The 24,586-nt window shown below is 69.5% G+C and carries 14 protein-coding genes; 10 read left to right on the forward strand and 4 right to left on the reverse strand.

Translation table 11 applies throughout. The annotated features are described in order from the left end of the window. Positions 1-105: 105 nt before the first annotated feature. Positions 106-936 carry an alpha/beta fold hydrolase gene (locus tag ACZ5ZX_RS15180; protein WP_465502575.1) on the reverse strand — a complete coding sequence of 277 codons (831 nt, stop codon included), beginning with the start codon at positions 934-936 and terminating at the stop codon, positions 106-108. 190 nt (positions 937-1,126) lie between these two features. Here ACZ5ZX_RS15180 and ACZ5ZX_RS15185 point away from each other — a divergent pair, with 190 nt between their 5' ends. Continuing rightward, complete coding sequence (locus tag ACZ5ZX_RS15185) at positions 1,127-1,414, forward strand: DUF1905 domain-containing protein (protein ID WP_465502576.1); 288 nt, start codon at positions 1,127-1,129, stop codon at positions 1,412-1,414. Positions 1,415-1,444: 30 nt separating this feature from the next. Here the strand turns inward: ACZ5ZX_RS15185 and ACZ5ZX_RS15190 are convergent, their stop codons facing one another. Further along, positions 1,445-1,849, reverse strand: coding sequence for an arsenate-mycothiol transferase ArsC (locus ACZ5ZX_RS15190; protein WP_465502577.1), 405 nt, complete (start codon positions 1,847-1,849; stop codon positions 1,445-1,447). 196 nt (positions 1,850-2,045) lie between these two features. On the opposite strand from ACZ5ZX_RS15190, the gene ACZ5ZX_RS15195 reads away from it, so the two are divergent. The 8 genes from ACZ5ZX_RS15195 to ACZ5ZX_RS15230 all read left to right on the forward strand — a co-directional run bounded on the left by ACZ5ZX_RS15195 (position 2,046) and on the right by ACZ5ZX_RS15230 (position 9,849). Further along, positions 2,046-3,680, forward strand: a complete 1,635-nt coding sequence (locus tag ACZ5ZX_RS15195; RefSeq protein ID WP_465502578.1) for an NAD-dependent epimerase/dehydratase family protein — start codon at positions 2,046-2,048, stop codon at positions 3,678-3,680. Further along, positions 3,677-4,657: a selenoneine biosynthesis selenosugar synthase SenB gene (gene senB / locus ACZ5ZX_RS15200; RefSeq protein ID WP_465502579.1), complete on the forward strand. Its 981-nt coding sequence runs from the start codon at positions 3,677-3,679 to the stop codon at positions 4,655-4,657. The genes ACZ5ZX_RS15195 and senB overlap by 4 nt, the downstream gene beginning before the upstream one ends. Then, positions 4,654-6,006 (forward strand): YcaO-like family protein, encoded by a 1,353-nt coding sequence (locus ACZ5ZX_RS15205; protein ID WP_465502580.1) that lies wholly within the window; start codon positions 4,654-4,656, stop codon positions 6,004-6,006. The genes senB and ACZ5ZX_RS15205 overlap by 4 nt, the downstream gene beginning before the upstream one ends. A gap of 10 nt (positions 6,007-6,016) precedes the next feature. Beyond that, complete coding sequence (locus ACZ5ZX_RS15210; protein WP_465502581.1) at positions 6,017-6,712, forward strand: TfuA-like protein; 696 nt, start codon at positions 6,017-6,019, stop codon at positions 6,710-6,712. Further along, positions 6,709-6,888, forward strand: a complete 180-nt coding sequence (locus tag ACZ5ZX_RS15215) for a hypothetical protein (protein WP_465502582.1) — start codon at positions 6,709-6,711, stop codon at positions 6,886-6,888. The genes ACZ5ZX_RS15210 and ACZ5ZX_RS15215 overlap by 4 nt, the downstream gene beginning before the upstream one ends. Positions 6,889-6,957: 69 nt before the next feature. After that, entirely contained in the window at positions 6,958-7,365 is a 408-nt protein-coding gene (locus tag ACZ5ZX_RS15220; protein WP_465502583.1) for a VOC family protein, read from the forward strand. A 92-nt stretch (positions 7,366-7,457) separates the two neighbouring features. Continuing rightward, positions 7,458-8,666, forward strand: a complete 1,209-nt coding sequence (locus ACZ5ZX_RS15225) for an acyltransferase family protein (protein WP_465502584.1) — start codon at positions 7,458-7,460, stop codon at positions 8,664-8,666. Next, entirely contained in the window at positions 8,659-9,849 is a 1,191-nt protein-coding gene (locus tag ACZ5ZX_RS15230; protein ID WP_465502585.1) for a cytochrome P450, read from the forward strand. Before ACZ5ZX_RS15225 ends, ACZ5ZX_RS15230 begins: the two co-directional genes overlap by 8 nt. A gap of 738 nt (positions 9,850-10,587) precedes the next feature. Here the strand turns inward: ACZ5ZX_RS15230 and ACZ5ZX_RS15235 are convergent. Both ACZ5ZX_RS15235 and ACZ5ZX_RS15240 read right to left on the reverse strand, forming a co-directional pair. Continuing rightward, entirely contained in the window at positions 10,588-11,085 is a 498-nt protein-coding gene (locus ACZ5ZX_RS15235; protein WP_465502586.1) for a TIGR03618 family F420-dependent PPOX class oxidoreductase, read from the reverse strand. Between the two features lie 18 nt (positions 11,086-11,103). After that, on the reverse strand, positions 11,104-23,109 hold the full coding sequence (locus ACZ5ZX_RS15240; protein ID WP_465502587.1) for an SDR family NAD(P)-dependent oxidoreductase: 12,006 nt from the start codon (positions 23,107-23,109) through the stop codon (positions 11,104-11,106). A 179-nt stretch (positions 23,110-23,288) separates the two neighbouring features. On the opposite strand from ACZ5ZX_RS15240, the gene ACZ5ZX_RS15245 reads away from it, so the two are divergent. After that, positions 23,289-24,566, forward strand: coding sequence for a cytochrome P450 (locus ACZ5ZX_RS15245; RefSeq protein WP_465502588.1), 1,278 nt, complete (start codon positions 23,289-23,291; stop codon positions 24,564-24,566). Positions 24,567-24,586 lie beyond the last annotated feature (20 nt).

Consider the following 24,586-nt stretch of genomic DNA (forward strand, 5'->3'; position numbering starts at 1 on the left):
CTCCGGTGTGGCCGGTCCGTCGCCGGCCTCTCACCCTCGCTACGAACGCGCACGAGGCAAATCGACACCTCCGGGAAAAAGTTTCGCGGCCGGTTTTCCGCCGGGTCACGTCCGGGCGAGCGGCACCTCCGCGTCCTCGGTCAGGAGGAGGTCGCCCAGCCGGTTCGCGAAGCCTTCCGGATCCCAGATGAAGCCGCCGTGGTCGCCGGGGAACTCGACCACCGGCAGCCCCAGTTCGCCTGCCAGCGCGGCACAGGTCCGCCGGGTGAGCAGGTCGCCGGAATCCGCGCCGAGGCCGATCACGACCCTGGCCGGGCCCTCGCGCAGCGCGTCGAGTTCGGGGGTGTAGCGCGTGGTCTCGCGCAGTTCGTGGACGAAGAACCGGCGCCCGTCCTCCAGGTCCTGCTCCGGGGAGTCACCCGGCGGCGGACCGGCTTGCTCCTCCTCGAAGCCGGACGTGCGCAGGAACATCCGCCATGCGGCCTCGAGGCCGTCGGTCTCGAACGCACCCACGATCGCGTCGACCTCGGCGTGCCGTTCCGCCGCGTCCGGCAGCAGGTTCAGCACCGGTGGCTCGTGCGCGACGACCGTCCGGATCCGGCCGGGGTGGCGGGCGGCCAGCGCGAGGGTGGTCATCGCGCCGCCGCTGGAGCCGAACACGTCGGCCGTTTCGGCGCCCAGTTCGTCCAGGACCGCGACGACGTCTTCGGCGCGCATCACCGGGGTCGAGTCCTGATTCGGATCGTCCAGCTTGCTCCGGGAAATGCCCCGCGGGTCATGGGTCACCACCGTGAACCGGCTTGCCAGCGCCTCGGCCAGCGGCGCGAAGGCGTCCGCCCCCATCGGTGAGCCCATGGCCAGGAGCAGCGGTCCGGCGCCGCGGACTTCGTAGTACAGCCGTCCGCCGTCGACGGCGATCTCGTTCGTGCTGGTCATCTCGGTCGTCCTCCTCGATCGTCCCACCCCCTCGGGTGGTGTCGAAGGGTGGACTCCGGGATCGGCGCCGACTCATCGCTCGCGCCCGGCGGTTTCCGATATTCACCCGTTCGCAGGCATCCGGCGGTGTTCGCGAGAGAGCACGGAACCGAGTTGACCGCGTGAACCAGGGCGAGGAAGACTCGAGATCATGGCTGACAACACTCCGCAGGCGATCGATGTGACCTTCACGGCCGAAGTCGTTCCCGACGGCAACAGCGGCTGGCCGTGCGTGAACATGCCCGGATCCGCGGAGTTCTTCGGCACCGGCAAGGCTGTCAAGGTCGGTGGCACCGTGGACGGCCACGACTACGAGGCGAGCATGCTGCCGATCGGCGGAGGCGTCCACATGCTGCCGCTGCGCAAACCGTTCCGGAAGGTCATCCAGAAGGAGATCGGCGACGAGGTCGTCGTGCACCTGACCAAGCGGATTTCCTGAACAGAGGCGAAAAGGGCCCGGATCCCGCCGCTAGCCGGGGACCGGAGTGTCCACAAGGGACGCCAGCAGCTCTCGCACCCGGCGGTCCATATCGTCCCGTAACGGCCGGATGCCGGGGACCCCTTCGGTTTCCGGGTCGGGGACGACCCACTCGACATACCGCGTTCCCTCGGCCACGGGGTAGGTCCGGCAGCCCATGGTGATCACGATGTCGGCCGCCGCGACGTCGGCGTAAGTGACCTGACTCGGGACCTCCGCCGAAATGTCGACGTCCCATTCCGCCAGCGCCCCGGCCACCAGCGGGTTGATCTTCTCCGCCGGGTCGCATCCCGCGGACCGTACGGTGACCCTGCCGAATCCGTGATGCTTGAGCAGGGCGGCCGCCATCTGTGACCGGCTCGCGTTGTGCACGCACACGAACAGGATTTCCGTCATCACGCCGTCCGTTCTTCCCGGTATTGTGTCCTGGTACCGAGATTACCCGTGAAAATGTCATCCATCGCGGGTGCGAAAGAGAGTGGCAATCGAGGAGAACCACACTTTTTCCGTTACGCGCGCATGCGGGGAGAAGAGCGGACTTCGCCGGCGCGGCACACTTCCCGATACCCGTAGAAGACGGTGAGGGTTATCGATGACCGAAGTACGGCTCAGTGGTGCCGTGATGGCGCATCCCAGTCGAGGGGAAGCGGCGGCGAAACTCGCGCGACTCGACCCCGCGGGCGCGCTGCGGGTGGTGCTCGACCCGCGGCCGGACGGGCCACCGACGACGTCGCGGACGGTGCGGCTGGCCTGGAGCGGCGTCGCCGCCGACGCGACACACTTTCTCGTGCTGCAGGACGACGTCCAGCTCGCGGACGGTTTCTTCGAGCACGCGCGGAAAGCGGCCGGGCGGTTCCCCGGTGACGCCGTCGCCTTCTACGCCAACTGGAACTCCCGTAACGGCGCGGCCGTGCGGATGGCCGCGGCCGCCGGGGCGGCCTGGGCGACCGCGGTCAACGAATACGCGCCTTGCGTCGCCATGATGTTGCCCGCGGCGATCGCGCGCGGTTACGCGCCCTACGCCGACGAACATCCGGACGGCTGGCCGTGCGACGTGCTGATGTTCCGGTATCTCAAGGCCGTCGGGGTACCGATCCGCATCGCCGTACCGAATACCGTCGAACATTCCGGCCTGCCCAGTGTCGCCGGTAACGACGCGCACGGACTCCGGCGTTCCTCCTGTTTCTCCGGTGTCGCGCCCTCGGACGTCGAAGGCGCGATCGTCGAACACGAGTTGATTCCCTTCCACAAGCATGTCACGTCGGAATGCGCCGTGCGCGCCGACGGGTACTGGGAATACCTCGGCACAGAACGGCTCCTGCGGCGATCGGGGATTTCGCCGCAGGAGTGCAGAACCGAATTCGAGCTGGGTGGTGATCTTTCCGAAGGCGCGTGGCAAACCTGGTTGACGGCGTTCACCATGGGACTGTCCTCTATGGACTCTGTGGCGAGCGAGCCGCTGGATCTCGCGCTCGCGAGCATCGGACCGGGCGGTCTCTGCGACCGGCTCACCGCGTCCGAGATCGAAGCGATCACGGCCTCGCACAACGAGGTCGCGATCGAGGCCTTCGCCGCGGGACGGGCGAGGGCGGCCCACCCCCGCCGTCCGCGGGCGGGAAGCGGGCTTCAGGTCGCGCTCACCGGACCCGGCGGTCCGCTCACGAAGTATCTGGCCGCGTTGCTGGCCGAACTCGGCCACGAGATCGTCGACGGTGAAGCCCCTTCCGCTTCGACGCGGCTCGTCCATCTCGGGGAGGAAACGGATCCGGGCGAGGTCTTCTGCGCCATCGTCGACACCGGCGAGCGTGAACACCTCCTGCGGTTCGCGACGCCGATCGGCCCGCACACCCCGGCGGATTCCGAGGTGGCGCACTGGATCCAGCTGGCATGGACGCGTAAGGCTCTGCGGATCGATCCCGATCGCGTCCACCAGTTCACCGACGTGCGCGACATGGCGAGCGCGATCGACGCGGTGCTGACCGGAGCGCCGGTCGCTCCGGTGTACGACATCGCGACGGCCACCCTCACCGGGAGTGAACTGGCGAAGATCGTCTGCGCGGCGGTCCGTTCCGTGCCGGTCGAGACCGGCGTTTCGCCGTCGGGGACCGCCGTGATGAAGCTGGGCCTCGCCGCGGCCGAACTCGGCTGGACAGCCACCGTCCCGGCCGACGAAGCCGTCCGCGCCTTCGGGAAATGGCTGGCCTACGACCGGGAATGGGCCCGATGAGGATTCTCGTCGCCGGCCCGGTCCCCGAAGCGAGCGACTACGGGAACGGCGTCACCGCGCGCCGCTGGTCCCGGCTGTTCCGGGAACTCGGGCACGAGGTCAGGGTGGTCGAGGACTACGACGGCGGCACCTACGACCTGCTCGTCGCCTTGCACGCCCGCAAGAGCGAGGCCGCGATCCGGGCCTTCTCCCTGGCCTGCCCGGCCGCCCCGATCGTGATCGCGCTGACCGGCACCGACCTCTACCCGGACCTGGTCACCGGCGGGGTCGACCTGACCCTGCTCGGCGGCGCCGCGCGGATCGTCGTCCTTCAGCCGCGAGGTGTCCGGCAGGTGCCGCCCGGACTGCGGAGCCGGACCAGGGTGATCACCCAGTCCATGCCGCCGATCCCGGGGGAAGCGCCTGCCGAGGACCGGTTCGAGATCGCCTTCCTCGCGCACGCCAGGCCGGTCAAGGATCCGCTGCGGCTGAGCGCCGCGGTGCGGCTGCTGCCGCCGTCGTCACGGATCACCGTGACCCATGTCGGCGGCGTCCGCGAGGACGACATCGGCGACCGGCTGCGCGCCGAGTCCGCGACGAACCCACGCTATTCGTGGCTCGGGCCGTTGCCGCGGCCCGAAGCGCTCGCCGTACTCGCCCGAAGCCGTCTGCTGGTGCTCACCTCACTGCACGAGGGCGGGGCGAACGTGGTCACCGAAGCGCTCGCCGCGGGCGTCCCGATCGTCTCCACTCGCATCCCGGGTTCGGTCGGGCTGCTCGGCGCGGACTACGGGGGCTATTTCCCCGTCGGTGACACGGAAGCGCTCGCCGCCGTCCTCGACGCCGCGGAACACGACCGCGACGGGCTTTACACGCGGTTGCGGCGGCAGTGCGCGGACCTTCGCGCTTCGGTCGACCCGGAGCGCGAAACCGAGGCCTGGAAGCGGTTGCTCGCCGAAGCGATCCCCACGAAGGCCGGATACGAGGGAGTGCGATGAAACTCAGGAAGAGCGTTCCGAAGGTGGGGGGCGGCGGGGTCCACCGGGAGTTCACCGCCGAGCAGACCTACGCGCGGATCGAGCCGCATCTGCGGCGCGCCGGCGTCACCCGGGTCGCGGAGATCACCTGGCTCGACCGGGTCGGCATCCCGGTCTACAACGCCATCGCGCCACGCTCCAACGACATCATCTCCGTCTACAACGGCAAGGGTCTGCGGAACATCGACGCCAAGACGTCCGCGGCGATGGAGGCGATCGAGCGGTTCTCCGCCGCCTTGCCGGTGCGGCCGCGGGTCATCGCCTCCTACGAGGAGCTGGTCGCCGAGGGCCGTCCGGTGCTGGACCCGCGTGAGAACAACGCCGAGCTTTCCGCGCACTACCGCGACGATCTCCCGATCTCATGGGTCGAGGCCTACGACCTGATGAACGAAGAGTCCGTCCTCATCCCGCAGGCGTGCGCCGTCTACGGGTTGAAGTTCCACGAACCCCCTTGCTACAAGGTGCTTTCCACCAACGGGCTGGCGTCCGGAAACAGTGTCGAAGAGGCCATCTGCCACGCGCTCACCGAACTCATCGAACGCGATTCGATGACCAACGCCGAACTCGTGAGCAGCCAGCTCGCCCAAGTGCTCGAGAAGGGCATCTTCGTCGAGCCGCAGCCCGAGAGCGTCACGTCGTATCTGCGGGAACTGCATCCGCACGTGGACCTGGAGACGCTGCCACCGCTGGCGAAGTCCCTTGTGGACAAATTCCACGACGCCGGGCTGAAGATGCGGATCGTGCACATCACCTCGGATCTGGAGATCCCGAGTTTCCTCGCCGCCACCTCCGAAGACCTCGGTCCGACGACGTCGCAGGGGCACGGCGGGTTCGGCACGCATCCCGACGCGAACGTCGCGCTGATCCGTGCCATCACCGAATGCGCGCAGGGCCGCGCTGTCGACATCCAGGCGATGCGCGAGGACATCCGGCTCCCGACCGAGAACGTGTCCAAGTACCAGAACCACGTCCAGCGGTCGGCGACCATCGACAAGGGCGCGTGGGCGTGGCAGCCGATGCGCAAACAGGTCGCGTTCGACGACATCCCGTCGTGGACCACCGACGACGTGATGACCGACATCGAGCTGATCCTGGACCGGATCCGCGCCGCGGGCATCGAACGCGCGCTCGCCGTCGACCTCTCGCCGCCGGGGATCCCGGTCAGCGTCGTGCGGGTGATCGTGCCGCGGCTCGAATCGTGGGCCGTCGACCACTGCAAGATCGGGCCGCGCGGGGCGAAGGTCTGGAACAACGCACTGCTCGAGCTGTCGGCACGCAAGCGCGCCGCCGAACTTTCCAAGCCCGCCTAGGAGATCCGTCATGCGCGCAGTGGTTTTCATCGGCCCGAGCATCGACCGGGAAGCGGCGGCCGCCGAACTCGACGTCGAGTTCCTGCCCCCGGTCAAACGGGGTGACCTCGCCGAACTGCTGGCCCGGCCGGAGCCACCGGAGGCCATCGGCATCGTGGACGGCCGGTTCCTGCAGAGCCTGTGCATCTCGCCGAAGGAGGTGCTCGAAGCGATGGACCGCGGGGTCACGATGTTCGGCTCGTCGAGTATGGGTGCCCTGCGGGCGGCGGAATGTTCGCCGTTCGGCATGGTCGGCGTCGGCAAGATTTACGAGGAGTACTTCTCCGGGCGGATCGACGCCGACGACGAGGTCGCCGTCACCTACGACGAAGAGAACCTTTCGGCGCTGTCCGAACCGATGGTCAACATGCGGTTCGCCATCGCCGCCGGTGTCGAGGAAGGCGCGTTCGCCCCGGAAACGGGGGAGCGGTTCCTCGAGATCGCGAAGGAACTGTACTTCCCGCAGCGCGTCACGCGGACCGTGCTCCAGTTGCTGCGCCGGGAGATCCCGGCGGACGAACACGCCAGGATCGCCGCCTTCTTCGACGGCGGCGCCCCCGACACGAAACGCGAGGACGCCCTGCTGCTGCTCGCGGCGATGCGTGACTTCCTCGACCCGGCCGGAAAACCGCGGATCGAACCCGTCGAATCCCGAGGTGCGCTGTGAGCCTTCCCGTCCCGCGACCGCTTCCCGAAGGACCGGTCGACCCGTCGCTCGCCCCGCTGGCCGGCTTCGGTCCCGAACAGCTCGAACGGTTCCTGGAGGCCGTGCGGACGTCGTCCGACGGTGTCCAGGGCACGCTGGAGTCCCTGACCATGACGATCATGACTTCGATCGAGTGAGCCGCGCCGCGACCCGACCGATCAGGAATCGAGAAGCGCCGGACACCGATCTCACCTAGCGTGACCGTCATGGACATCAGCATTCACGGGAGCTTCCTCCCGCAGAACGACCCCGAGGCCGCACTGGCGTTCTATCGCGACATCCTGGGCTTCGAGGTGCGCAACGACGTGGGCTACGACGGGATGCGCTGGATCACCGTCGGCCCGCCGGGGCAGCCCGTGTCGATCGTGCTGCACCCGCCCGCCGTCGACCCGGGGATCACCGACGACGAACGCCGCGTCATCACCGAGATGATGGCCAAGGGGACTTACGCGAGCATCCTGTTCTCCTCGGACGACCTCGACGGTCTCTTCAAGCACCTCGCGGAGGCGGGCGCCGAGATCATCCAGGAACCGACCGACCAGCCGTACGGCCTGCGGGACGGCGCCGTCCGCGACCCGGCCGGGAACCTCATCCGTATCCAGCAGCGCGTCTGACCCACCGCCCGCCGTATGCGGGGACAAGATCCTCGATCAGCTCCGCACCGGCGGAGATGCCCTGGTGAAGAGCGGTCGCTGACGATGGGGACATGGACATTTCCCTCTCGCCGGCGGCCGGCTCCGGACGCCGCGCGGCCCGCGACGTCCGGGCCACGCGCCTGCCGTCGCTGACCGGGATGCGCTTCATCGCCGCGCTCGCGGTCTTTCTGTCCCACCTCACCCTGGAGAACCTGTTCGCCGATCCCGGTGTCCAGAAGTCGATGACGGCGATGTTCATCCAGGGTGGCTTCACCGGTGTCGGGTTCTTCTTCGTGCTCAGCGGTTTCGTGCTGGCCTGGTCCGCACGCGAGAAGGACACGGCGCGGACGTTCTGGCGCCGCCGGTTCTTCAAGATCTATCCGAACCACGTCGTCACGTTCCTCGCGGCGGCGTTGCTGCTGGGCTTTGTCGCGAACGAGACCTTCGATTTCGGGACGGCGGCACTGAACCTGTCGCTGCTGCAGGCTTGGGCGCCGGTCAACGGCGGCTTCAACATCGTCTCGTGGTCGCTTTCCTGCGAGGTGCTGTTCTACCTGTCGTTCCCGTTGCTGTTCCGGTATCTCCGCCGGATCCGGCCGGACCGGCTGTGGTTCTGGGCCGGCGCGGTCATCGCGGTGATCCTGCTGATCCCGCTCGCCGCGACCGCACTGCCGAACGAGCCTTACCTCTGGTACGCCGAGACGTCGGTGCCGCGGTTCTGGTTCGTCTACGCGTTCGCGCCGGTTCGCCTGCTCGACTTCGTGTTCGGCATCCTGCTGGCCAGGATCGTGCTGGAGGGACGTCGTCTGCCGCTCCGATTCGGCTGGGCCGCGGCACTTTCGCTGGCCGCCTACGCGGCGGCCCCGTTGTTCCCGATGACCTACAAGCTGACGGCGGTCACGGTGGTGCCACTCGGCCTGCTCATCGCGGCGGGCGCGGTGGCCGACCGGGAGGGGCGACGGACCTTCTTGGCCGGTCGCCGGATGGTGTGGCTGGGTGAAGTCTCCTTCGCCTTCTACATGGTGCATTGGCTCGTGCTCACCTTCGGGGTGAGGTGGATCGGGGACCGTTGGGGCACGCCTGCGGCGCTGGGGGTGACGGCCCTGCTGTTCGGGGTGACGCTCCTCGTGTCGTGGCTGCTCTACGCGGGCGTGGAACGACCTGTCATGCGGCGGTTCTCCACCCGGCGCAGACCGGAACTCGTTGTATATCGGCAAGAACCGGAACCCGCGAAGTCCGCGGCACCGGCATCCACGGTGAGGATGGAAGACCATGGCTGAAGCACTCGAGAGTTTCCCGTTCCCGCCCGGCCCGCGAGGTCGTCCCGTCGAAGACTACGAACGTCGTCTGCGGGAATGCCCGCTCGGCGAGGTCCGGCTGCAGAGCGGTGACGTGGCCAGGCTCGCGGTCCGCTACGACGACGTCGTGAAAGTGCTGAGCGATCAGCGATTCAGCCGCGATCTCACCTACGAGGGGGCGCCGAGGCAGGCCGACGGCCTCGATTTCACCGTCGACCCCGACATCATCATGAACATGGACCCGCCCCGGCACACCAGGCTCCGCAGCCTGCTGGCGGGCACCCTGACCAAACGCAAGATCGAGGCGTGGCGGCCCAGGGTGCGCAGCATGGCCGACAAGATGATCGACGGACTCGAAGGACCGGTCGTCGACGTGGTGAGCACGGTCGCGTTCCCCTTCGCCGTCGAGGTGATCAGCGAGGTGATGGGAGTACCGGGGATCGACGCCGAACGGATCCGGCACTGGTCGGATCTCCTGCTCCCCTCCGGTGGTCTCGGTATCGAAGAGCAGACCGCGGCGCTGATGGAGTTCGCGGCGTACTGCGTCGAACTGATCGAACAGGTGCGGAACCTGCCGGGTGACGGCGTGCTCCAGACGATGATCCAAGCGCGGTACGAAGGCGACCGGCTCAGCGACGACGAACTGGTGCGCAACACCATCGGGATGTTCCTCGCCGGGCACGAGACGACCGGATCGGTGCTCTCCCGCGCGTTCCTGCGGCTGCTGGCTCCGCGCGAGCACTATGAACGGCTGGTCGCCGACCCCGGCCTGGTGCCCAGCGCGGTCGAGGAACTGCTGCGTGTCGAGGTCCCGGGAGACGGTGCTCCGCTCCGGGTCGCGTTGGAGGACGTCGAGCTGCCGTCCGGGACGATCCGGAAGGGCGAGGCGGTCGTCGCGTCCTTCGTCGGGCCGAACTACGATCCCTCGATCTACGACGCCCCACGGGAGCTGCGCCTCGACCGGGACGAGAAGGCGCATCTGACCTTCGGCAGGGGTGTGCACTTCTGCCTCGGGGCGAACCTGGCGCGGATGGAGATGCAGGAACTGCTCGCCGCCTTCGTCGACCGGCATCCCCGGCTTACGCTCGCCGAGGACCCGGACGAGGTGGAGTGGACCGACAGCGCGTTCAAGCGCCCGGCCAGGCTGCTGTTGAACCTGGGCTGACTTCCTGGCGGTGATGGTCCGGGGCCGGCGATGGGTCGTGCCTGGTTTGGGCGACGCGTTCTTTTGGGTAGTGAAGGCCTCCTTGCCTACTCTGATGGTAGTGAAGGAGGCTTTCGCTACCATCGGATGTGGTACCTGGTGACGGTGGGATGGCTGTGACGTCGGCGGCCGGTCGTGAAGCCGAGCCGGTGGCGATCCCCGGTGTCCATGAAGGAATTGGGACACTCAACGTCCCAATTCCTTCATGGACACGCTCGACGGCCCGCCGAATCAGCGCTCATCTGCTGGTCAGACGTGGTACGCAAACACGAGGTCCCCTTCCTTTGCGCTAGACGCAAGGAAGGGGACCTTCATGTACTTCACGACCCTCGCGCGGAAACGTACATGGCGGCAGTCAATTGCCCGGTGATGTCCTTTGTGGACATCGAGGACTTATTGAGGGGAAAGGCAAACGTATCGTGGTGTGGGGTCGGTGTCACTCCTGTATACGCGATCTTCTGGTAGTGAAGGCCTCCTTGCCTACTCTGACGGTAGTGAAGGAGGCTTTCGCTACCGTCGGATGTGATCCTTGGTGACGGTGGGACGGCCGTGACCTCGGTGGCCGGTCGTGGAGTACATGATGGCCCCCTTCCTTGCGCCTAGCGCAAGGAAGGGGGCCATCATGTACTTCGATAAGGCGTGACTCGCGTGCCCGGATGCCGCACTCCCGCCCGAGACACGACACGTTTGCCTTTCCCCTCAATACCACTGCCAGCGGGTGGGTGTCCCGGTGAAGTCCTCGGCCCGCATCCCGAAGGCCCAGGCCGGCCGGATCGCCACGATGGCGTTGACGTCCGGGTCGTAGCTGTAGGCCGACGCGTACTTCGCGTTGGCGGTTTCGACGTAGGTGGCGACGGCTTCCGGATCCGTGACGAACTCCGCGACGCCGTCGAGTACGACCGGGTCGAGCGCGTTGTCGATGGTGACGGTGCAGCGGGGATCGGCGCGCAGGTTGCGCATCTTGCGTGAGGTGTGGGTGCTGCCGAACCACAGCGCTTCGCCGTCCCAGGTCGCCCACACCGGCATCACGTGCGGCCTGCCGTCCGGCCGGACGGTCGCGACCCAGTAGTTCATCGTGGTCCGCAGTTTGTCGTCGGCCCATGACCAGGGCAGCAAGCCGGCTTCACACCGTTCGGTGCCGTAGCCGGGCATGTGCGGACGGCCTGCCTTCAGCGGGTCTCGCGTACCAGTGCTCATTTTCCCTGCTTCCTTCTCTCAGGCGGCTGACGCGTCGTCGTCGTGGGCGAGGACGTCGTCGATGATGTCGAACAGTTCGTCTTCCGACGCCGATTCGAGGTCGTCGTAGCCGGGGACGGCCGGACGGGCCTTGAGTGCCATCGCTTCGAGCCGCTCGGCGATTTCGGTATCGGTGTCTACAGTGGACAATGTGGCTTCGAGTTCAGCGAGCTTCGCCAAGACGGCCCGTGTCGCGTCCGCCCGGTCGTCTCCGAGGCACTCGTCGAGGTACGCGGCGAGGCCGGCGGGGGTCGGCTGTTCGTAGACGACGGTGGTGGCGAGCCGGAGCCCGGTCTCCGCGTTGAGCCGGTTCCGGAGCTGGATCGCGGCGAGCGAGTCCATGCCGAGGTCGCGGAACGGCCGGTGCACCCCGATGACGTCGTCGTCGTGACCGGAGACCGCGGAGACCGCGCGCACCACCGAATCGAGCAAGGCGGCCCTGCGTTCTTCGCCGGAGAGCGCGGTCAGCCGCTCGCGTGGGGACGTCTCGGCCGTGGTGCCCGACGGTCGTCCGCCGACGAGATCGTCGAACACCCGGCTGGCCCTGGTCGCGGTGTGGGCGGGGACGAACCTGGCCCAGTCGACCTCCCCGATCGCCTGCGCCGCCGCCGGGCGGGCGAGTGCGCGGTCCAGCGCCGCCAGCGCGGTCTCCGCGCTCATCCCCGACACCCCGTCGTGGTGGCCTTGACCGGGGACCGCGGTCCCCATGCCTTCCTCCGCCCACGGTCCCCAGGCCACCGCGGTCGACGGCAGGCCGAGCGCCGCCCGGTGCTGGGCGATCGCGTCGACGGCGGCGTTCGCCGCGGCGTAGTTGGCCTGGCCGGGAGCGCCGAACGTGCCCGCCATCGAGGAGAACAGGACGAACTGTTCCAGCGGAAGGTCCGCGGTCAGTTCATGCAGCAGCCAGGCGGCTCCGGCCTTCACCGCGAAAACCGTTTCCAGCCGTCGCGCGGACTGGGCGTCCAGGACGCCGTCGTCGAGGAGCCCGGCCGCGTGCACCACACCGGTCACCGGATGTTCGGCGAGCAACGCGCGCAGTGCTTCCGGATCGGTGACATCGCAGGCCGAGATCGTCACGGCGGTACCGAGCGCCGTCAGTTCGGCGCGCAGCTCCTCTGCTCCCGGGGTCTCCGCGCCGCGCCTGCCGACGAGGACCAGACCGGGGGCGCCGCGGCCTGCCAGCCATCGGGCGACCTGCTTGCCCAGCGCACCGAGCCCGCCGGTGACCAGTACCGTGCCCGACGGCCGCCAGCCCGTCTCGGTCTCCGGGAATTCGAGCGCGGTCAGCCGCCGCACGTGGAGCCCGTCGGCGCGCACCGCGAAGTGGTCTTCTCCGTCGCCGCAGGTCAAGGCCTCGCAGACGTGAGCCCAGCCGGTGTCGTCCGGTTCCGGTGGCAGATCGATGAGCCCGCCCCAGCGGTGGGGGGCTTCGAGCGCGACGACCCTGCCGAGCCCCCATACGCCCGCCTGCCAGGGATCCGGCGGCGGATCGGCGGGGCCGGTCGCGATCGCGCCGGTGGTCAGTGCCCAGACCGGCGCCTCGATCGAGGTCCGCTCCAAGGCCTGGACGAGCGCGAGCACGTCTGCCGTCGCCGTGACACCCGCCTTGCCTTGCCCGCCTGCCAGCCAGAGGATGCCGTCGGGGGCGGCTGCCGCGTGCTCCGCGAGCCGGGCCGCCCAGCCGTCGGAGCCGGTGTGCCGGACGAGCCGCACCGAGCAGCCGCGTTCGGCCAGCGCCCGTCCCGCCTTGGTGACCCGTTCGTCGAGGTCCTCGTCCCCCGGTGGCGCGATCACCAGCCAGGATCCGGTCGGCAGCGAATGCACGCCGGCGTTCCTGAGCCGCCAGCCCGGTTCGCTCGCCAGTGAGTCCATTGTGGACCGGCGTCGGTGCAGCCAGTACCGCCTGCGCTGGAAGGCGTAGCCGGGCAGATCGACCCGGCGACCGCCCGCGTACCACGGCGAGAAGTCCACCTCGGCCCCGCGCGTGTAGAGCGTCGCCAGCGCGGCTCCCAGCGTCTCGGTCTCGTCGCGGCCACGCCGGAGGCAGGACACGAGTCCGGCCCCGTCCTCGGGAAGGGCCTGTTGCCCCAGCGTGGTGAGGGCGTTGCCGGGGCCGGTCTCGACGATCGTGGCGACACCTTCGGCGGCTATCGTCCGCAGTGCGTCGCCGAACCGGACAGTGTCCCTGGCATGCCGTACCCAGTACTCCGGGAAGCTCGCTCCTTCCGGCTCGAGCCGTTCCCCGGTCACGCACGAGACGATGGGAACCTCGGCCCGCCGGAATTCCAGGGTGTCCAGCACCCGCCGGAACCGGTCCAGCATCGGATCCATCCGCGGTGAGTGGAACGCGTGACTCACCGCGAGGCGCGTCGCCCGGCCACCCGCCGCGGTGACCGTGGCGGCCACCGCCATGACGGCTTCCTCGTCGCCGGAGATCACCACGGATCCGGGGCCGTTCACGGCGGCTATCCCGACCTCGCCCCGATACTCCGCCGTCAGGTCTTCCGCCTCGGGTTCGCTCAGGCGCAAAGCGACCATCGCGCCGCCGGGCAGGGCCTGCATCAGCCGTCCCCGTGCGGCCACCAAGGCGGCGGCGTCCGGCAGCGAGAGCACTCCCGCGGCGTACGCGGCGGCGATCTCGCCGACCGAATGACCCGCGAGCAGCCCCGGCCGCACCCCGAACCCGGTCAGCGCCCGGAAGACGGCCACCTCGACCGCGAAGACGGCGGGCTGGGTGAAGTCGGTGCGATCCAGCAGCGCGGCCTCCGGGGTGCCCGCCGCGGCGAACACGATTTCCGCCAGCGGCCGGTCCAGATGCGGGTCCAGTTCCGCGCACACCTCGTCGAAGGCTTCCGCGAAACCCGGCAGGTCCTCGTACAGCCCGCTCGCCATCCCCGGGTACTGGCTGCCTTGGCCGGGGAAGACCATCGCGACCGGCCCGTCGACGGCCTCGCCGATGTGGCGGGCGGTCGCCGGGGTGGTGCCGGTCAGTGCCGTGACCAGGTCGCCGATGTCCCTGCCGAGAACCACCGCGCGGTAGCGGTGCCGGGTCCGCGTCGTGGCCAGTGAACGGGCCAGATCGAGTGCGCCGCTTTCGGGGGTGATGTGTCGCGCGAGGCGTCGCGCCTGCTCGGTCAACGCGCCGGGCGAGGCCGCCGAAAAGGTCCACGGCACCAGCGGTCCCGGGCGGGTGGGAGCGGGTTCGGCGGGTGCCGCGCCGGGTTGCTCCAGGATGACGTGCGCGTTGGTGCCGCTGATGCCGAAAGCGGAGACGGCGGCGCGGCGCGGCCGGCCAGTCTCCGGCCAGGGCGTCGGTTCGGTGATCAGCGCGATGCCGCCGTCGGTCCAGTCGAGGTGGGTGCTCGGCCGGTCGTGGAGCAGCCCCGGCAAGGTGCCGTGACGCATCGCCTCGATCATCTTGAGCACACCCGCGACCCCCGCCGCGGCCTGCGCGTGCCCCAGATTGGCCTTGGCGGAACCGACGAGCAACGGGCGGCTCCGGCGCTGTCCGTAGGTCGCTTGCAGCGCTCCCGCCTCGATGGGGTCGCCGAGGGTGGTCCCGGTGCCGTGTGCTTCGACCACGTCGATGTCCTCTGTGGACAATCCCGCGTCGCCGAGGGCGGTGGTGATGACGCGTTGCTGGGCCCGTCCGTTCGGCGCGGTGAGCCCGTTCGACGCGCCGTCGGAGTTGATCGCGGAACCCTTGAGGATGGCCAGCACGGGATGGCCGTTGCGCCGCGCGTCGGACAGCTTTTCCAGCACGACGATCCCGGCGCCCTCTGCCCAGGCGGTGCCGTCCGCGTCGGCGGAAAAGGGTTTGCACCGGCCGTCCGGGGCGAGCCCTCGCTGCTCGGAGAACTCCACGAACAGCTTCGGGGTGGCCATCACCGTGACGCCACCGGCGAGGGCGAGTTCGCTCTCGCCGGTGCGCAGCGACTGGGCGGCGAGGTGCATCGCCACCAGCGAAGAGGAACACGCCGTGTCCAGGGTGATCGACGGCCCCTCGAAGCCGAACACGTACGACACCCGGCCGGAGGCGACACTGCCCGCGTTGGCGACCGACACCTGACCGACGAGGTCCTCCGGCACTTCGGCGAGCGGAAGCGCGTAATCCCCGCCCATGACCCCGGCGAACACCCCGGTCCGGCTGCCGCGCAACACCGCGGGGTCGATGCCCGCCGATTCCAGCGCGTGCCAGGAGACCTCCAGCAGCAGCCGCTGCTGGGGATCCATCACGAGAGCTTCGCGTGGTGACAGCCCGAAGAACTCCGCGTCGAATTCCGTCGCCGTGTCGAGGAAGCCGCCATGGCGGACGTAGGACTTGCCGGGCGTTTCGGGATCCGGATCGTAGAGACCGCCCAGATCCCAGCCCCGGTCGGTGGGGAACTCCGAGATCACGTCGCGGCCGCGCGCGAACACCTCCCACAGGTCCGTCGCGGATTCCACGCCACCGGGATAGCGGCAGCCCACGCCGACGATCACGACGGGATCGTCGGCGGTGGCACGGACCGGTGGGGGGACGGTCTCCGCGGCTCGCGGTGCCTGATCGCCCCAGAACCTTTCCGAGAGATACCCGGCCAGCGCGTCGGGGGTCGGGTGGTCGAACACCAGGGTCGCGGGCAGGCGCAGGCCGACCGCCTCGCCGAGCCGGTTGCGCAACTCCAGTCCGGTGAGCGAGTCGAAACCGATCTCGTGGAACGCCCTGTCGCCCACCACGGAGTCCTTCGTGGCATGGCCGAGTACCGCCGCGACGGTGCGCCGGACGAGTTCCGTCATCGCCTGCTCGTCCCGGTCCGACGGCAACGAGGTCACGGCCGCACCCGCTTCCCGCGCGGCCGTCGCGACGCGCCGTGACGGCGCGGCCAGCACGGAGAACAGCGGTGACCGCTGGTCGCGCAGCGCGGTGACGTCGAGACGCGCCGGTACCAGCAGGGCGGGACCGCCGGTGAGCGCGGTGTCGAACGCCGCGAGCCCTTGCCCGGTGGGCAGGGGCAGCAGACCGCGGCGGGCCATCCTGGCGACGTCGGTCTCGGACAGATGCCCGGTCATTCCCGTGTCGAGGGCCCACAGCCCCCACGCGAGGGACGTCGCGGGCAGGCCCAGTGCGCGACGACGGTGGGCGAGCGCGTCGAGGTAACTGTTCGCCGCCGCGTAGTTCGCCTGGCCCGCGTTGCCGATGATGCCCGCGATCGAAGAGAACAGCACGAACGCCGAAAGATCCGCGTCCTCGGTGAGCTCGTGCAGATTCCGGGCTCCGTCGACCTTCGGCCGGAAGACGGTGTCCACAGTGGACGCGGTGAGCGATTCGATCGTGCCGTCGTCGAGTACCCCCGCGGCGTGGACGACCGCGGTCAGCGGATGCTCGGCGGGGATGGCCCCGAGCACCTCGGCCAGCCGCTCCCGGTCGGAGACGTCGCAGGCGGCCACGGTCACCCGCGCGCCCGAGCGGGTCAGCTCGGCGACCAGTTCCGCGGCGCCTTCGGTGTCCGGGCCCCGGCGGCCGGTGAGCAGCAGATGGCGGATCCCGTGCTCGGCGACGAGATGCCGGGCGATCAGCGCGCCGAGACTGCCGACGCCGCCGGTGACGAGCACCGTCCCGGCCGGATCGAGCGCCCTTTCCCGCCGCTCCCCGGGTTCGGTCAGCCGGACGAGGCGGGGCACGAGCACCTGGCCGCCACGGACCGCCGACTGCGGTTCGCCTGCCGCGAGCGCCGCCAGCGCCTGCTCCGGGGTGCCGTCGCGATCGAGATCGACCACCAGTACGCGGTCCGGCGCTTCCGACTGCGCGGCGCGCACCAGTCCCCAGACCGGGGAAGCGGCGGTTTCCGGCGGGTCGCCGTCCGCCGTGGTGGCGACCGCCCGCCGGGTGAGCAGGACGATTTTCGCGGCACCGAAGGTCTCGTCGGTGATCCAGTCCTGGAGCAATTCCAGCGCCTCGACCGTGACGGCACGCGGATCGTCCCGATCGTCTCCTGGTCCACAAGGGACAGCGACGAACTCGGGCAGGGGGTCGCCCTCGTCGATCGACGCGCGCAGTGCGGTCAGATCGTCGAAGACGGCGAAGGAAGGTGTCTCCGCGTCCACTCCCGTGACCGGAATCCAGTCCACACGCAGCAAGTCGCGGTTCACCCGTGGCCCGGCGAGCTTGCCGAGATCGACCTGCCGGAGGGTGAGGGAGCCGACCGTCGCGACGGGATCACCCGCTCCGTCCGCCAGCGTCAGCGCGACCGCGTCGTCGCCGGCCGGGGTGATCCGCACGCGAACGAGCTTCGCGCCGGTCGCGTGGAGATCGATCGACGTCCAGGCGAACGGAAGCCGGACGACGTCGCAGCCTTCCCCCGCGACGAGGATCGCGTGCAGTGCGGCGTCGAGCAACGCGGGATGGATGCCGAATCCCGGTGTCGCATCACCGCCCTCCGACGGCAGGGCCACCTCCGCGAACCGCTCCTCACCGAGCCGCCACAACGCGCGAAGCCCCTGGAAAGCGGGGCCGTACTCGTAACCGATGTCGGCGAGACGGGGATAGGCGCCGTCGAGGTCGACGGGCTCGGCTCCCGGCGGCGGCCATTCCCGCAGGCCAGGGCCGGACGAGGACGACGTGGCGAGCGAACCGGTCGCGTGCCGGGTCCAGCCGGTTCCGTCGCCGGAATCCGCGGGCCGGGAATGGACGGTGAAACCCCGTCGCCCCGGTTCTCCCGCGGTGACCGTGAGCTGCAGTTCGACCGCGCCGTCAGCGGGGATGACCAGCGGGCTTTCCAACGTCAGCTCGTCCACCCGGCGGCAACCCGCCTGGTCACCGGCGTGCAGCGCCAGCTCCGCGAAAGCCGCTCCCGGCAGGAGGACCGTGCCGTCGACGGCGTGGTCGGCCAGCCACGGATGGGTCGAAAGGGAAAGTCTGCCGGTCCACAGCGCCCCGTCACCGCCGGCGAGGGTGACCATCGCGCCGAGCAAGGGATGCCCCGCGTCGCGCAGGCCCAGCGACGCCGAACCGGCCGCCTGGGTGGCCGGGGTGAGCCAGAACCGTTCCGTCTGGAAGGCATAGGTGGGCAAGGAGACGAGCCTGCCTCCGGGGAAGACCGTGTCCCACTCGACTTCAGCCCCGTGTACCGCCGCTTCGCTGAGCGAGCGCAAGAACCGGGGCAGGCCGCCTTCGCCTCGCCTCAACGTTCCCAGCGCGACGCCTTCGCGCCCGGCTTCGTCGAGGATTTCCTGCAGTCCCATGGTGAGCACGGGATGTGGGCTGCATTCGACGAAGAGCGAGTGGCCATCGCCCGCCAGCCGCCGGATCACCCGGTCGAACTCGACCGGGTTCCGGAGATTCCGGTACCAGTACTCGCCGTCCAGGCCGGCGGTGTCGATCAGGTCGCCGGTGAGGGTCGAATGGAACGGCACCTCACTCGTCCGCGGGGCCAGCTCCGCCAGCAGTTCGAGCAAGGGTTCGTGCAGCTCTTCGACATGGGCGGAATGGGACGCGTAGTCGACCGGAAGCCGTCTGGCCCGGATGCCCGCTTCGCCGAGTTCCGCGGCCAGTTCGTCCAGTGCCACCGGATCACCCGAAAGTACCGTCGCCGACGGCCCGTTCGCCGCGGCGACGGACAGCCTGCCGTCCCAGCGTTCGATCCGGCGCCCGGCCTCCGCCCTCGGCAGCGCGACCGAAAGCATCCCGCCCCGGCCGGAAAGCGCCCGGATCGCCTTGCTGCGTAAGGCGACCACGCGCGCACCGTCTTCGAGGGACAGCGCGCCCGCCGCGGTCGCCGCCGCGATCTCACCCTGCGAGTGGCCGACGACCGCGGCCGGGCGCACGCCGTGCGACTCCCACAGGGCGGCGATCGAAACCATCACCGCCCACAGCACCGGCTGGACGACGTCGACCCGCTCCAGCGCGTCCTTGTCGGCCAGTGCCGCCGGCAGGAGCCAGTCCACGTGCGGTTCGAGCGCCCGTCCGCAGTCCGCCATCCGGGCGGCGAACACCGGACTGGTGGCCAGCAGTTCCGTGGCCATCGTGACCCACTGGCTGCCTTGCCCCGGGAAGACGAACACCGGCCGCGGATCCGCTTTGTCCTTGCCGGTGACCACTTCCGCCGCGGACTCCCCGGCGGCGAGCGCGGTGAGGCCGCTGAGGAGCTCATCGCGGTCGCGCCCGAGCACGGCCGCTCGGTGGGCGAACCGGGTCCGCGCGCTCGCCAAGGTGAAACCGGCGTCGTGGACATCGAGGCCAGGATCGGTTTCGAGGCGGGCTCGAAGCCGCCCCGCCTGGTCTCTCAGTGCCTGTTCACCGGTCGCCGAAAGCAGCAGCGGTACGACAGGAGCGGTCACGATGGCCGGTTCGGCTTCGTCCGGTGCCTCTTCGAGCACGACGTGGGCGTTGGTGCCGCTGATCCCGAACGACGACACCGCCGCGCGCCGCTTGCGGCCGGTTTCCGGCCACGGGGTGTGCTCCGCGAGCAACTCGACCCGGCCGGACGACCAGTCCACGTGCCGGGACGGTTCGTCCAGGTGCAGCAGCTTCGGCAACATGCCGTACCGCATCGCCTGCACCATCTTGATCACCCCGCCGACCCCGGCCGCGGCCTGTGCGTGGCCGAGGTTCGACTTGAGCGAACCGAGCAGCAGCGGACGGTCCGGCCGCCGTGCCTGGCCGTAGGTGGCGAGCAACGCCTGCGCCTCGATCGGATCGCCGAGGGTGGTGCCCGTGCCATGCGCTTCGACGGCGTCCACGTCCGAAGCGCGAAGGCCCGCGTCGGCGAGCGCGTCCAGGATCACCCGCTCCTGCGCCGGGCCGCTCGGAGCGGACAGGCCGTTCGAAGCCCCGTCGGAGTTGACCGCCGAACCCCGCAGCAGGGCGAGTACCCGGTGGCCGTTGCGCCGTGCGTCCGAAAGCCGCTCGACCACGAGCACACCGACGCCCTCCGCCCACGCGGTGCCGTCCGCCGACGCGGCGAAGGATTTGCAGCGGCCGTCCGGGGCGAGACCCCGCAGCCGGGAGAATTCGACGAGCATCTCCGGCGTCGCCATCACGGTGACACCACCCGCGAGCGCCAGGTCGCTGTCACCCGACCGCAGTGACCGCGCCGCGAGATGGAGCGCGGTGAGCGAAGAGGAACAAGCGGTGTCCACCGTCACCGAAGGACCGTGCAGACCGAACACATAGGACAGCCGCCCGGAGACGACGCTGGAGGTGTTGCCGGTGATCAGGTGACCTTCCAGCCCATCCGGCACCGTGTGCACCCTCGGCGCGTAGTCGTGGTGCATGACACCGGCGAACACCGCGGTACGGCTGCCGCGCAGGCTCGCCGGGACGAGGCCCGCGTCCTCGAAGGCCTCCCACGCGGCCGCCAGCAACAGCCGCTGCTGCGGGTCGGTGGTCAGTGCTTCCCGTGGTGAGATGCCGAAGAACCCCGCGTCGAATTCGGCCGCGTCGTAAAGGAATCCGCCACTGCGGGTGACGGAATGCCCCTGCCGCGCGGGGTCCGGGTCGTAGAGCGAGTCGGCGTCCCAGCCACGGTCGCGGGGGAGGCCCCCGATCGCGTCGACGCCGCCGGCCGCGAGGCGCCAGAGGTCCTCCGGATCGCGTACCCCGCCGGGATAGGTGCAGGCCATGCCGATGATGGCGATCGGTTCGTGTGCTTCGGCCGGTTCGGAAACCGTGGCGGGGGCACGGCGCTCCGGTGCCGCGCCGGACAGCAGCGAACCCAGGTGCCCGGCCAGTTCCGCCGGGGTGGGGTGGTCGAAGATCACCGTCTCCGGCACGGTCACCCCCAGCGCCGTGGTCAGCCGGTTGGCCAGTTCCGCGCCCATGATCGAGTCGAAGCCCAGCTCCGTGAAGAGCCGACCGGACGGCGTGCCGCTGTCGTCGTCGTGGCCGAGTACGGCCGCCGCGTGGCCGAGCACGATCCCGGCGATCGTCTCGCTGTCCGATGTGGACACAGGGTCGACGGCGGGAAGGGTGTCGAGCCAGTGGCGTTCGCGCTGGAAGGCGTACGGGGGAAGGTCCACCGGCTCCGGCGGCTCACCGGGGAACAGTGCCGACCACTCCACGGCGGCGCCTTCGGTGAATGCCGAGGCGACCGCGGTGAAAAAGGCCCGGACACCCGGCGGGAGCGGGATCTCCCGCCCGACGGCGGAACGGAGAACGGTGGGTGTGCCCGCGTCCTCCGTCGTGGTGGCGAGAACCGCGTCGGCCAATTCCGCCGGTGAGATCGTCCGGTTCACGTACGCCGCCGTGAACTCTCCGATCCCTTCGCCGGACACTGCTTCCCACTCGATCCCCGAAGCACTCAACAGACGGTATGTCGCGAGCTGGGTGGCGAAGGTCCTGGCGGCGGGGGCATCGCCTCGTTCACCGAAGAGCGTGAGTGCTTCGTCGAAGGCCGTGGCGAACAGGGGGAACACGTCGAGGCCCTCGGAGTCCGACCGCGCGGAACCGAACCGCAGTGTCGCGGACCAGGTGGGCACCGCCTCCCGTACCCCGGTACCGGCCTCGTCCAAAATGGACAAAAGTTCCGCGCGGTCACGCGCGATGAAGGCGGTCCGGTACTCGAACGCGGTACGCGTGGTGGCGAGGGACCAGGCGACCTCCGCGACCTCCTGCTCCGGATGTTCGAGAAGATGGTTCCGCAGCCGGGAAACCTGAGCGCGCAGCGCGGACGGGGTCCGGCCCGAGACCACGCAGGCCACGGACGGCGGGCCCGGAACGGCTTCGCGTGGGGCGGGGGAAGGCGCGGCGGCGAGTACGACGTGGCAGTTCGTCCCGCCCATACCGAGCGAGGTGACGCCGGCGACCCGTTCCGTGTCCGCCCAGGCGATCGCCTCGGTGCAGAAGCGCAACTTCAACTCGTCCAACGGAATCTTCGGATTCGGCTCGCGGAAGTGCAGGCTGGCCGGGATCTCCCCGTGATGGACGGCGAGAGCAGCCTTGATCAAGCCGAGCACACCCGCCGCGGCTTCGAGATGACCGAGGTTCGTCTTCACCGAGCCGACCGGCAACGGCGCCGGACGACGCCCGAAGACGGCGCCCAGCGCGGCGGCCTCGATCGGATCGCCGACCTTCGTACCGGTTCCGTGCAGCTCGACATAGCCGACGTCGGTCGGAGAGAACCCCGTGTCTTCGAGTGCCTGCGTCAGTACCTGTTCCTGCGCCGCCCGGTCCGGCACGGTGAGCCCCGCGCCGCCGCCGTCGTTGTTGACGGCGCTGCCCGCGATCACCGCGTAGACCCGGTCGCCGTCGGCGATCGCCGCGTCCAGTGGCTTGAGCACGACGACACCGCCGCCCTCGCCGCGGACGAACCCGTCCGCCTCCGCGTCGAAGGTGCGGCAACGGCCGCTCGCGGACAGTCCGCCGAACTCCGCCACCTCACGCGCGGTCGACCGGGCGAGATTCAGGTTCACCCCACCTGCCAGTGCGATCGCCGATTCTCCGGAAAGCAGGCTCCGTGCGGCGAGGTGGACGGCGACCAACGACGACGACTGTCCACAGTCGACTGTGAAACTCGGGCCGCGCAGGCCGCAGAAGTAGGAGACCCGGTTCGCGATCAGCCCGCGGTGGAGCCCGGTGAAACTGTGCTGGGTGGTGACGTCGTGCTCCTGTGCGAGCCGGGCGTAGTCGTCCCGCATCGCACCGAGGAACATGCCGCAGTCCTGGCCGCGCAGCGTCGCCGGGACGACGCGGGCGTCTTCCATGGCCTCCCACGCCAGTTCGAGCGCGAGCCGCTGCTGCGGATCGAGCACCGCCGCCTCGCGCGGCGACACACCGAAGAACCCCGCGTCGAAGGCCTCGACGTCGGGCAGGAACGATCCCCAGCGCGAACCGCCGTCACCGCCGGAACCCCGGCGATCTTCCGGGACTTCGGTGACCATGTCCCTCGCCTCGCGCAGGAGCCCCCAGAACCCGGGAACGTCCGCCGCTCCCGCGACCCGGCACGACATGCCGATGATCGCGACCGATCCGGACCGCGTGAAAGCTTCCCCACCAGAATATGCGGACATGGTTTCGAAACTACGTCGTCCGTCGAATCGCGAGCCAGTGCTCCGGCCGCATCGGGCACGACGGAAGAACAGCGCTATTACCTGGTCATAAGCAGCACGGCGCAGCAAAGACGGAGGTGCGTCGCCGGCGCGGTGGCGGGCAGAGTGGCGTTCATCGACTCGACCACGGGGGCTTTGAGATGACCGACGTCGGAACGACTTCGCTCGACGAACGCGGAACGGGGATGGCGCGGGAGAATCCGCTCCATGTCCTGCTCGACCCGGCGATGCGGATCGACCCGCATCCGACCCTGGCCAGGTTGCGGGCCGCGAGCCCGCTCGTGACGCCGGACGGCACGGTGGTCGTCGGTGACTACGCCGGCTGTCTCGAGGTGATGCGGAATCCGGTGATGGGAAACGACACCCTTGATTCGCCGGGATTGCGCGGCCTGGTGCCGAACAGTGGCGCGAAACAGGTCCTCGACTCCATTTTCTTCATGGACGGGAACGACCACGGCAGGCAACGGCGGCTGATCTCCAAGGCCTTTACCCCGAGAATCACCGCACGCTATCGCCCGTGGATCGAGAACATCGTCGACGAGCTGTTCTCGGAAATCGCCGTCGCGGCGGAATTCGACGCGGTCGGCGATTTCGCCAATCTGCTGTCCATCCGGATCATCTGCGAGCTGCTCGACGTCCCGATGTCCGATGTGGACATTCTCAAGGAGTGGTCGGACGATCTCGCGCTCGCGACGGAACTCCCGACACTGGTCGCCGGATTCCGGCGGCTGGGCCTGCTTTCCCCGGAGGAGCTGGCCGTGGTCGACCGCACGTGCGCGTCGATGCACGCTTACTTCGCCGACCTGATCTTCAAACGCCGCCGCGCTCCCGGCGACGACCTCGTGTCCAGTCTCATCCAAACCGAAGACCGCGGACAGACCTTGGCGAGGCACGAGGTGACGAACGTACTCGTCACGTTGTTCGCCGCCGCGCACGAATCGGTCACGAACCTCATCTCGAACGGGATCCTCGCCCTGCACCGCAATCGCGACCAGCTGGCGCTGCTGCGGGCGGACCCGGCGCTGGCCGCGCCGATGGCCGACGAGGTGCTGCGCTACGACGCCCCCGTCCAGCTGACCGCCAGGGTCGCGTTGAGCCCCACCACGGTCGCGGGCCTCGACGTCGAGGCCGGGACCGTGGTGATCCTGCTGCTCGCCGCCGCCAACCGGGACGAGGCCGAGTTCCCGGAGGCGGACCGGTTCCTGCTCTCCCGCACCACCAAGCGTATGCAACTGGCCTTCGGTGCCGGCCCGCATTTCTGCATCGGCTCCAGTCTCACCAAGCTCGAAGCCGAACTCGCCTTCCGTGCCATCGCCGAACGCGTCGCCGATTTCCAGGTCGACGAGGATTCGCTGGAATACCGCCGCCACGTGGTGGTCCGTGGCCTGCGGAAGATGATCGTCCACGTCTCGCACTGAGCGCTTTCGGCGACACCGAA

The sequence above is a fragment of the Amycolatopsis sp. NPDC033938 genome, from assembly GCF_055575975.1.

Excerpts from the sequence above, each read along its gene's own strand:
- ACZ5ZX_RS15245 (WP_465502588.1), top strand. The coding sequence starts at position 23,289 with ATGACCGACGTCGGAACGACTTCGCTCGACGAACGCGGAACGGGGATG.
- ACZ5ZX_RS15180 (WP_465502575.1), bottom strand. The coding sequence starts at position 936 with ATGACCAGCACGAACGAGATCGCCGTCGACGGCGGACGGCTGTACTAC.
- ACZ5ZX_RS15190 (WP_465502577.1), bottom strand. The coding sequence starts at position 1,849 with ATGACGGAAATCCTGTTCGTGTGCGTGCACAACGCGAGCCGGTCACAG.
- ACZ5ZX_RS15230 (WP_465502585.1), top strand. The coding sequence starts at position 8,659 with ATGGCTGAAGCACTCGAGAGTTTCCCGTTCCCGCCCGGCCCGCGAGGT.
- ACZ5ZX_RS15195 (WP_465502578.1), top strand. The coding sequence starts at position 2,046 with ATGACCGAAGTACGGCTCAGTGGTGCCGTGATGGCGCATCCCAGTCGA.
- ACZ5ZX_RS15210 (WP_465502581.1), top strand. The coding sequence starts at position 6,017 with ATGCGCGCAGTGGTTTTCATCGGCCCGAGCATCGACCGGGAAGCGGCG.
- senB (WP_465502579.1), top strand. The coding sequence starts at position 3,677 with ATGAGGATTCTCGTCGCCGGCCCGGTCCCCGAAGCGAGCGACTACGGG.
- ACZ5ZX_RS15205 (WP_465502580.1), top strand. The coding sequence starts at position 4,654 with ATGAAACTCAGGAAGAGCGTTCCGAAGGTGGGGGGCGGCGGGGTCCAC.
- ACZ5ZX_RS15240 (WP_465502587.1), bottom strand. The coding sequence starts at position 23,109 with ATGTCCGCATATTCTGGTGGGGAAGCTTTCACGCGGTCCGGATCGGTC.
- ACZ5ZX_RS15225 (WP_465502584.1), top strand. The coding sequence starts at position 7,458 with ATGGACATTTCCCTCTCGCCGGCGGCCGGCTCCGGACGCCGCGCGGCC.
- ACZ5ZX_RS15235 (WP_465502586.1), bottom strand. The coding sequence starts at position 11,085 with ATGAGCACTGGTACGCGAGACCCGCTGAAGGCAGGCCGTCCGCACATG.
- ACZ5ZX_RS15220 (WP_465502583.1), top strand. The coding sequence starts at position 6,958 with ATGGACATCAGCATTCACGGGAGCTTCCTCCCGCAGAACGACCCCGAG.
- ACZ5ZX_RS15185 (WP_465502576.1), top strand. The coding sequence starts at position 1,127 with ATGGCTGACAACACTCCGCAGGCGATCGATGTGACCTTCACGGCCGAA.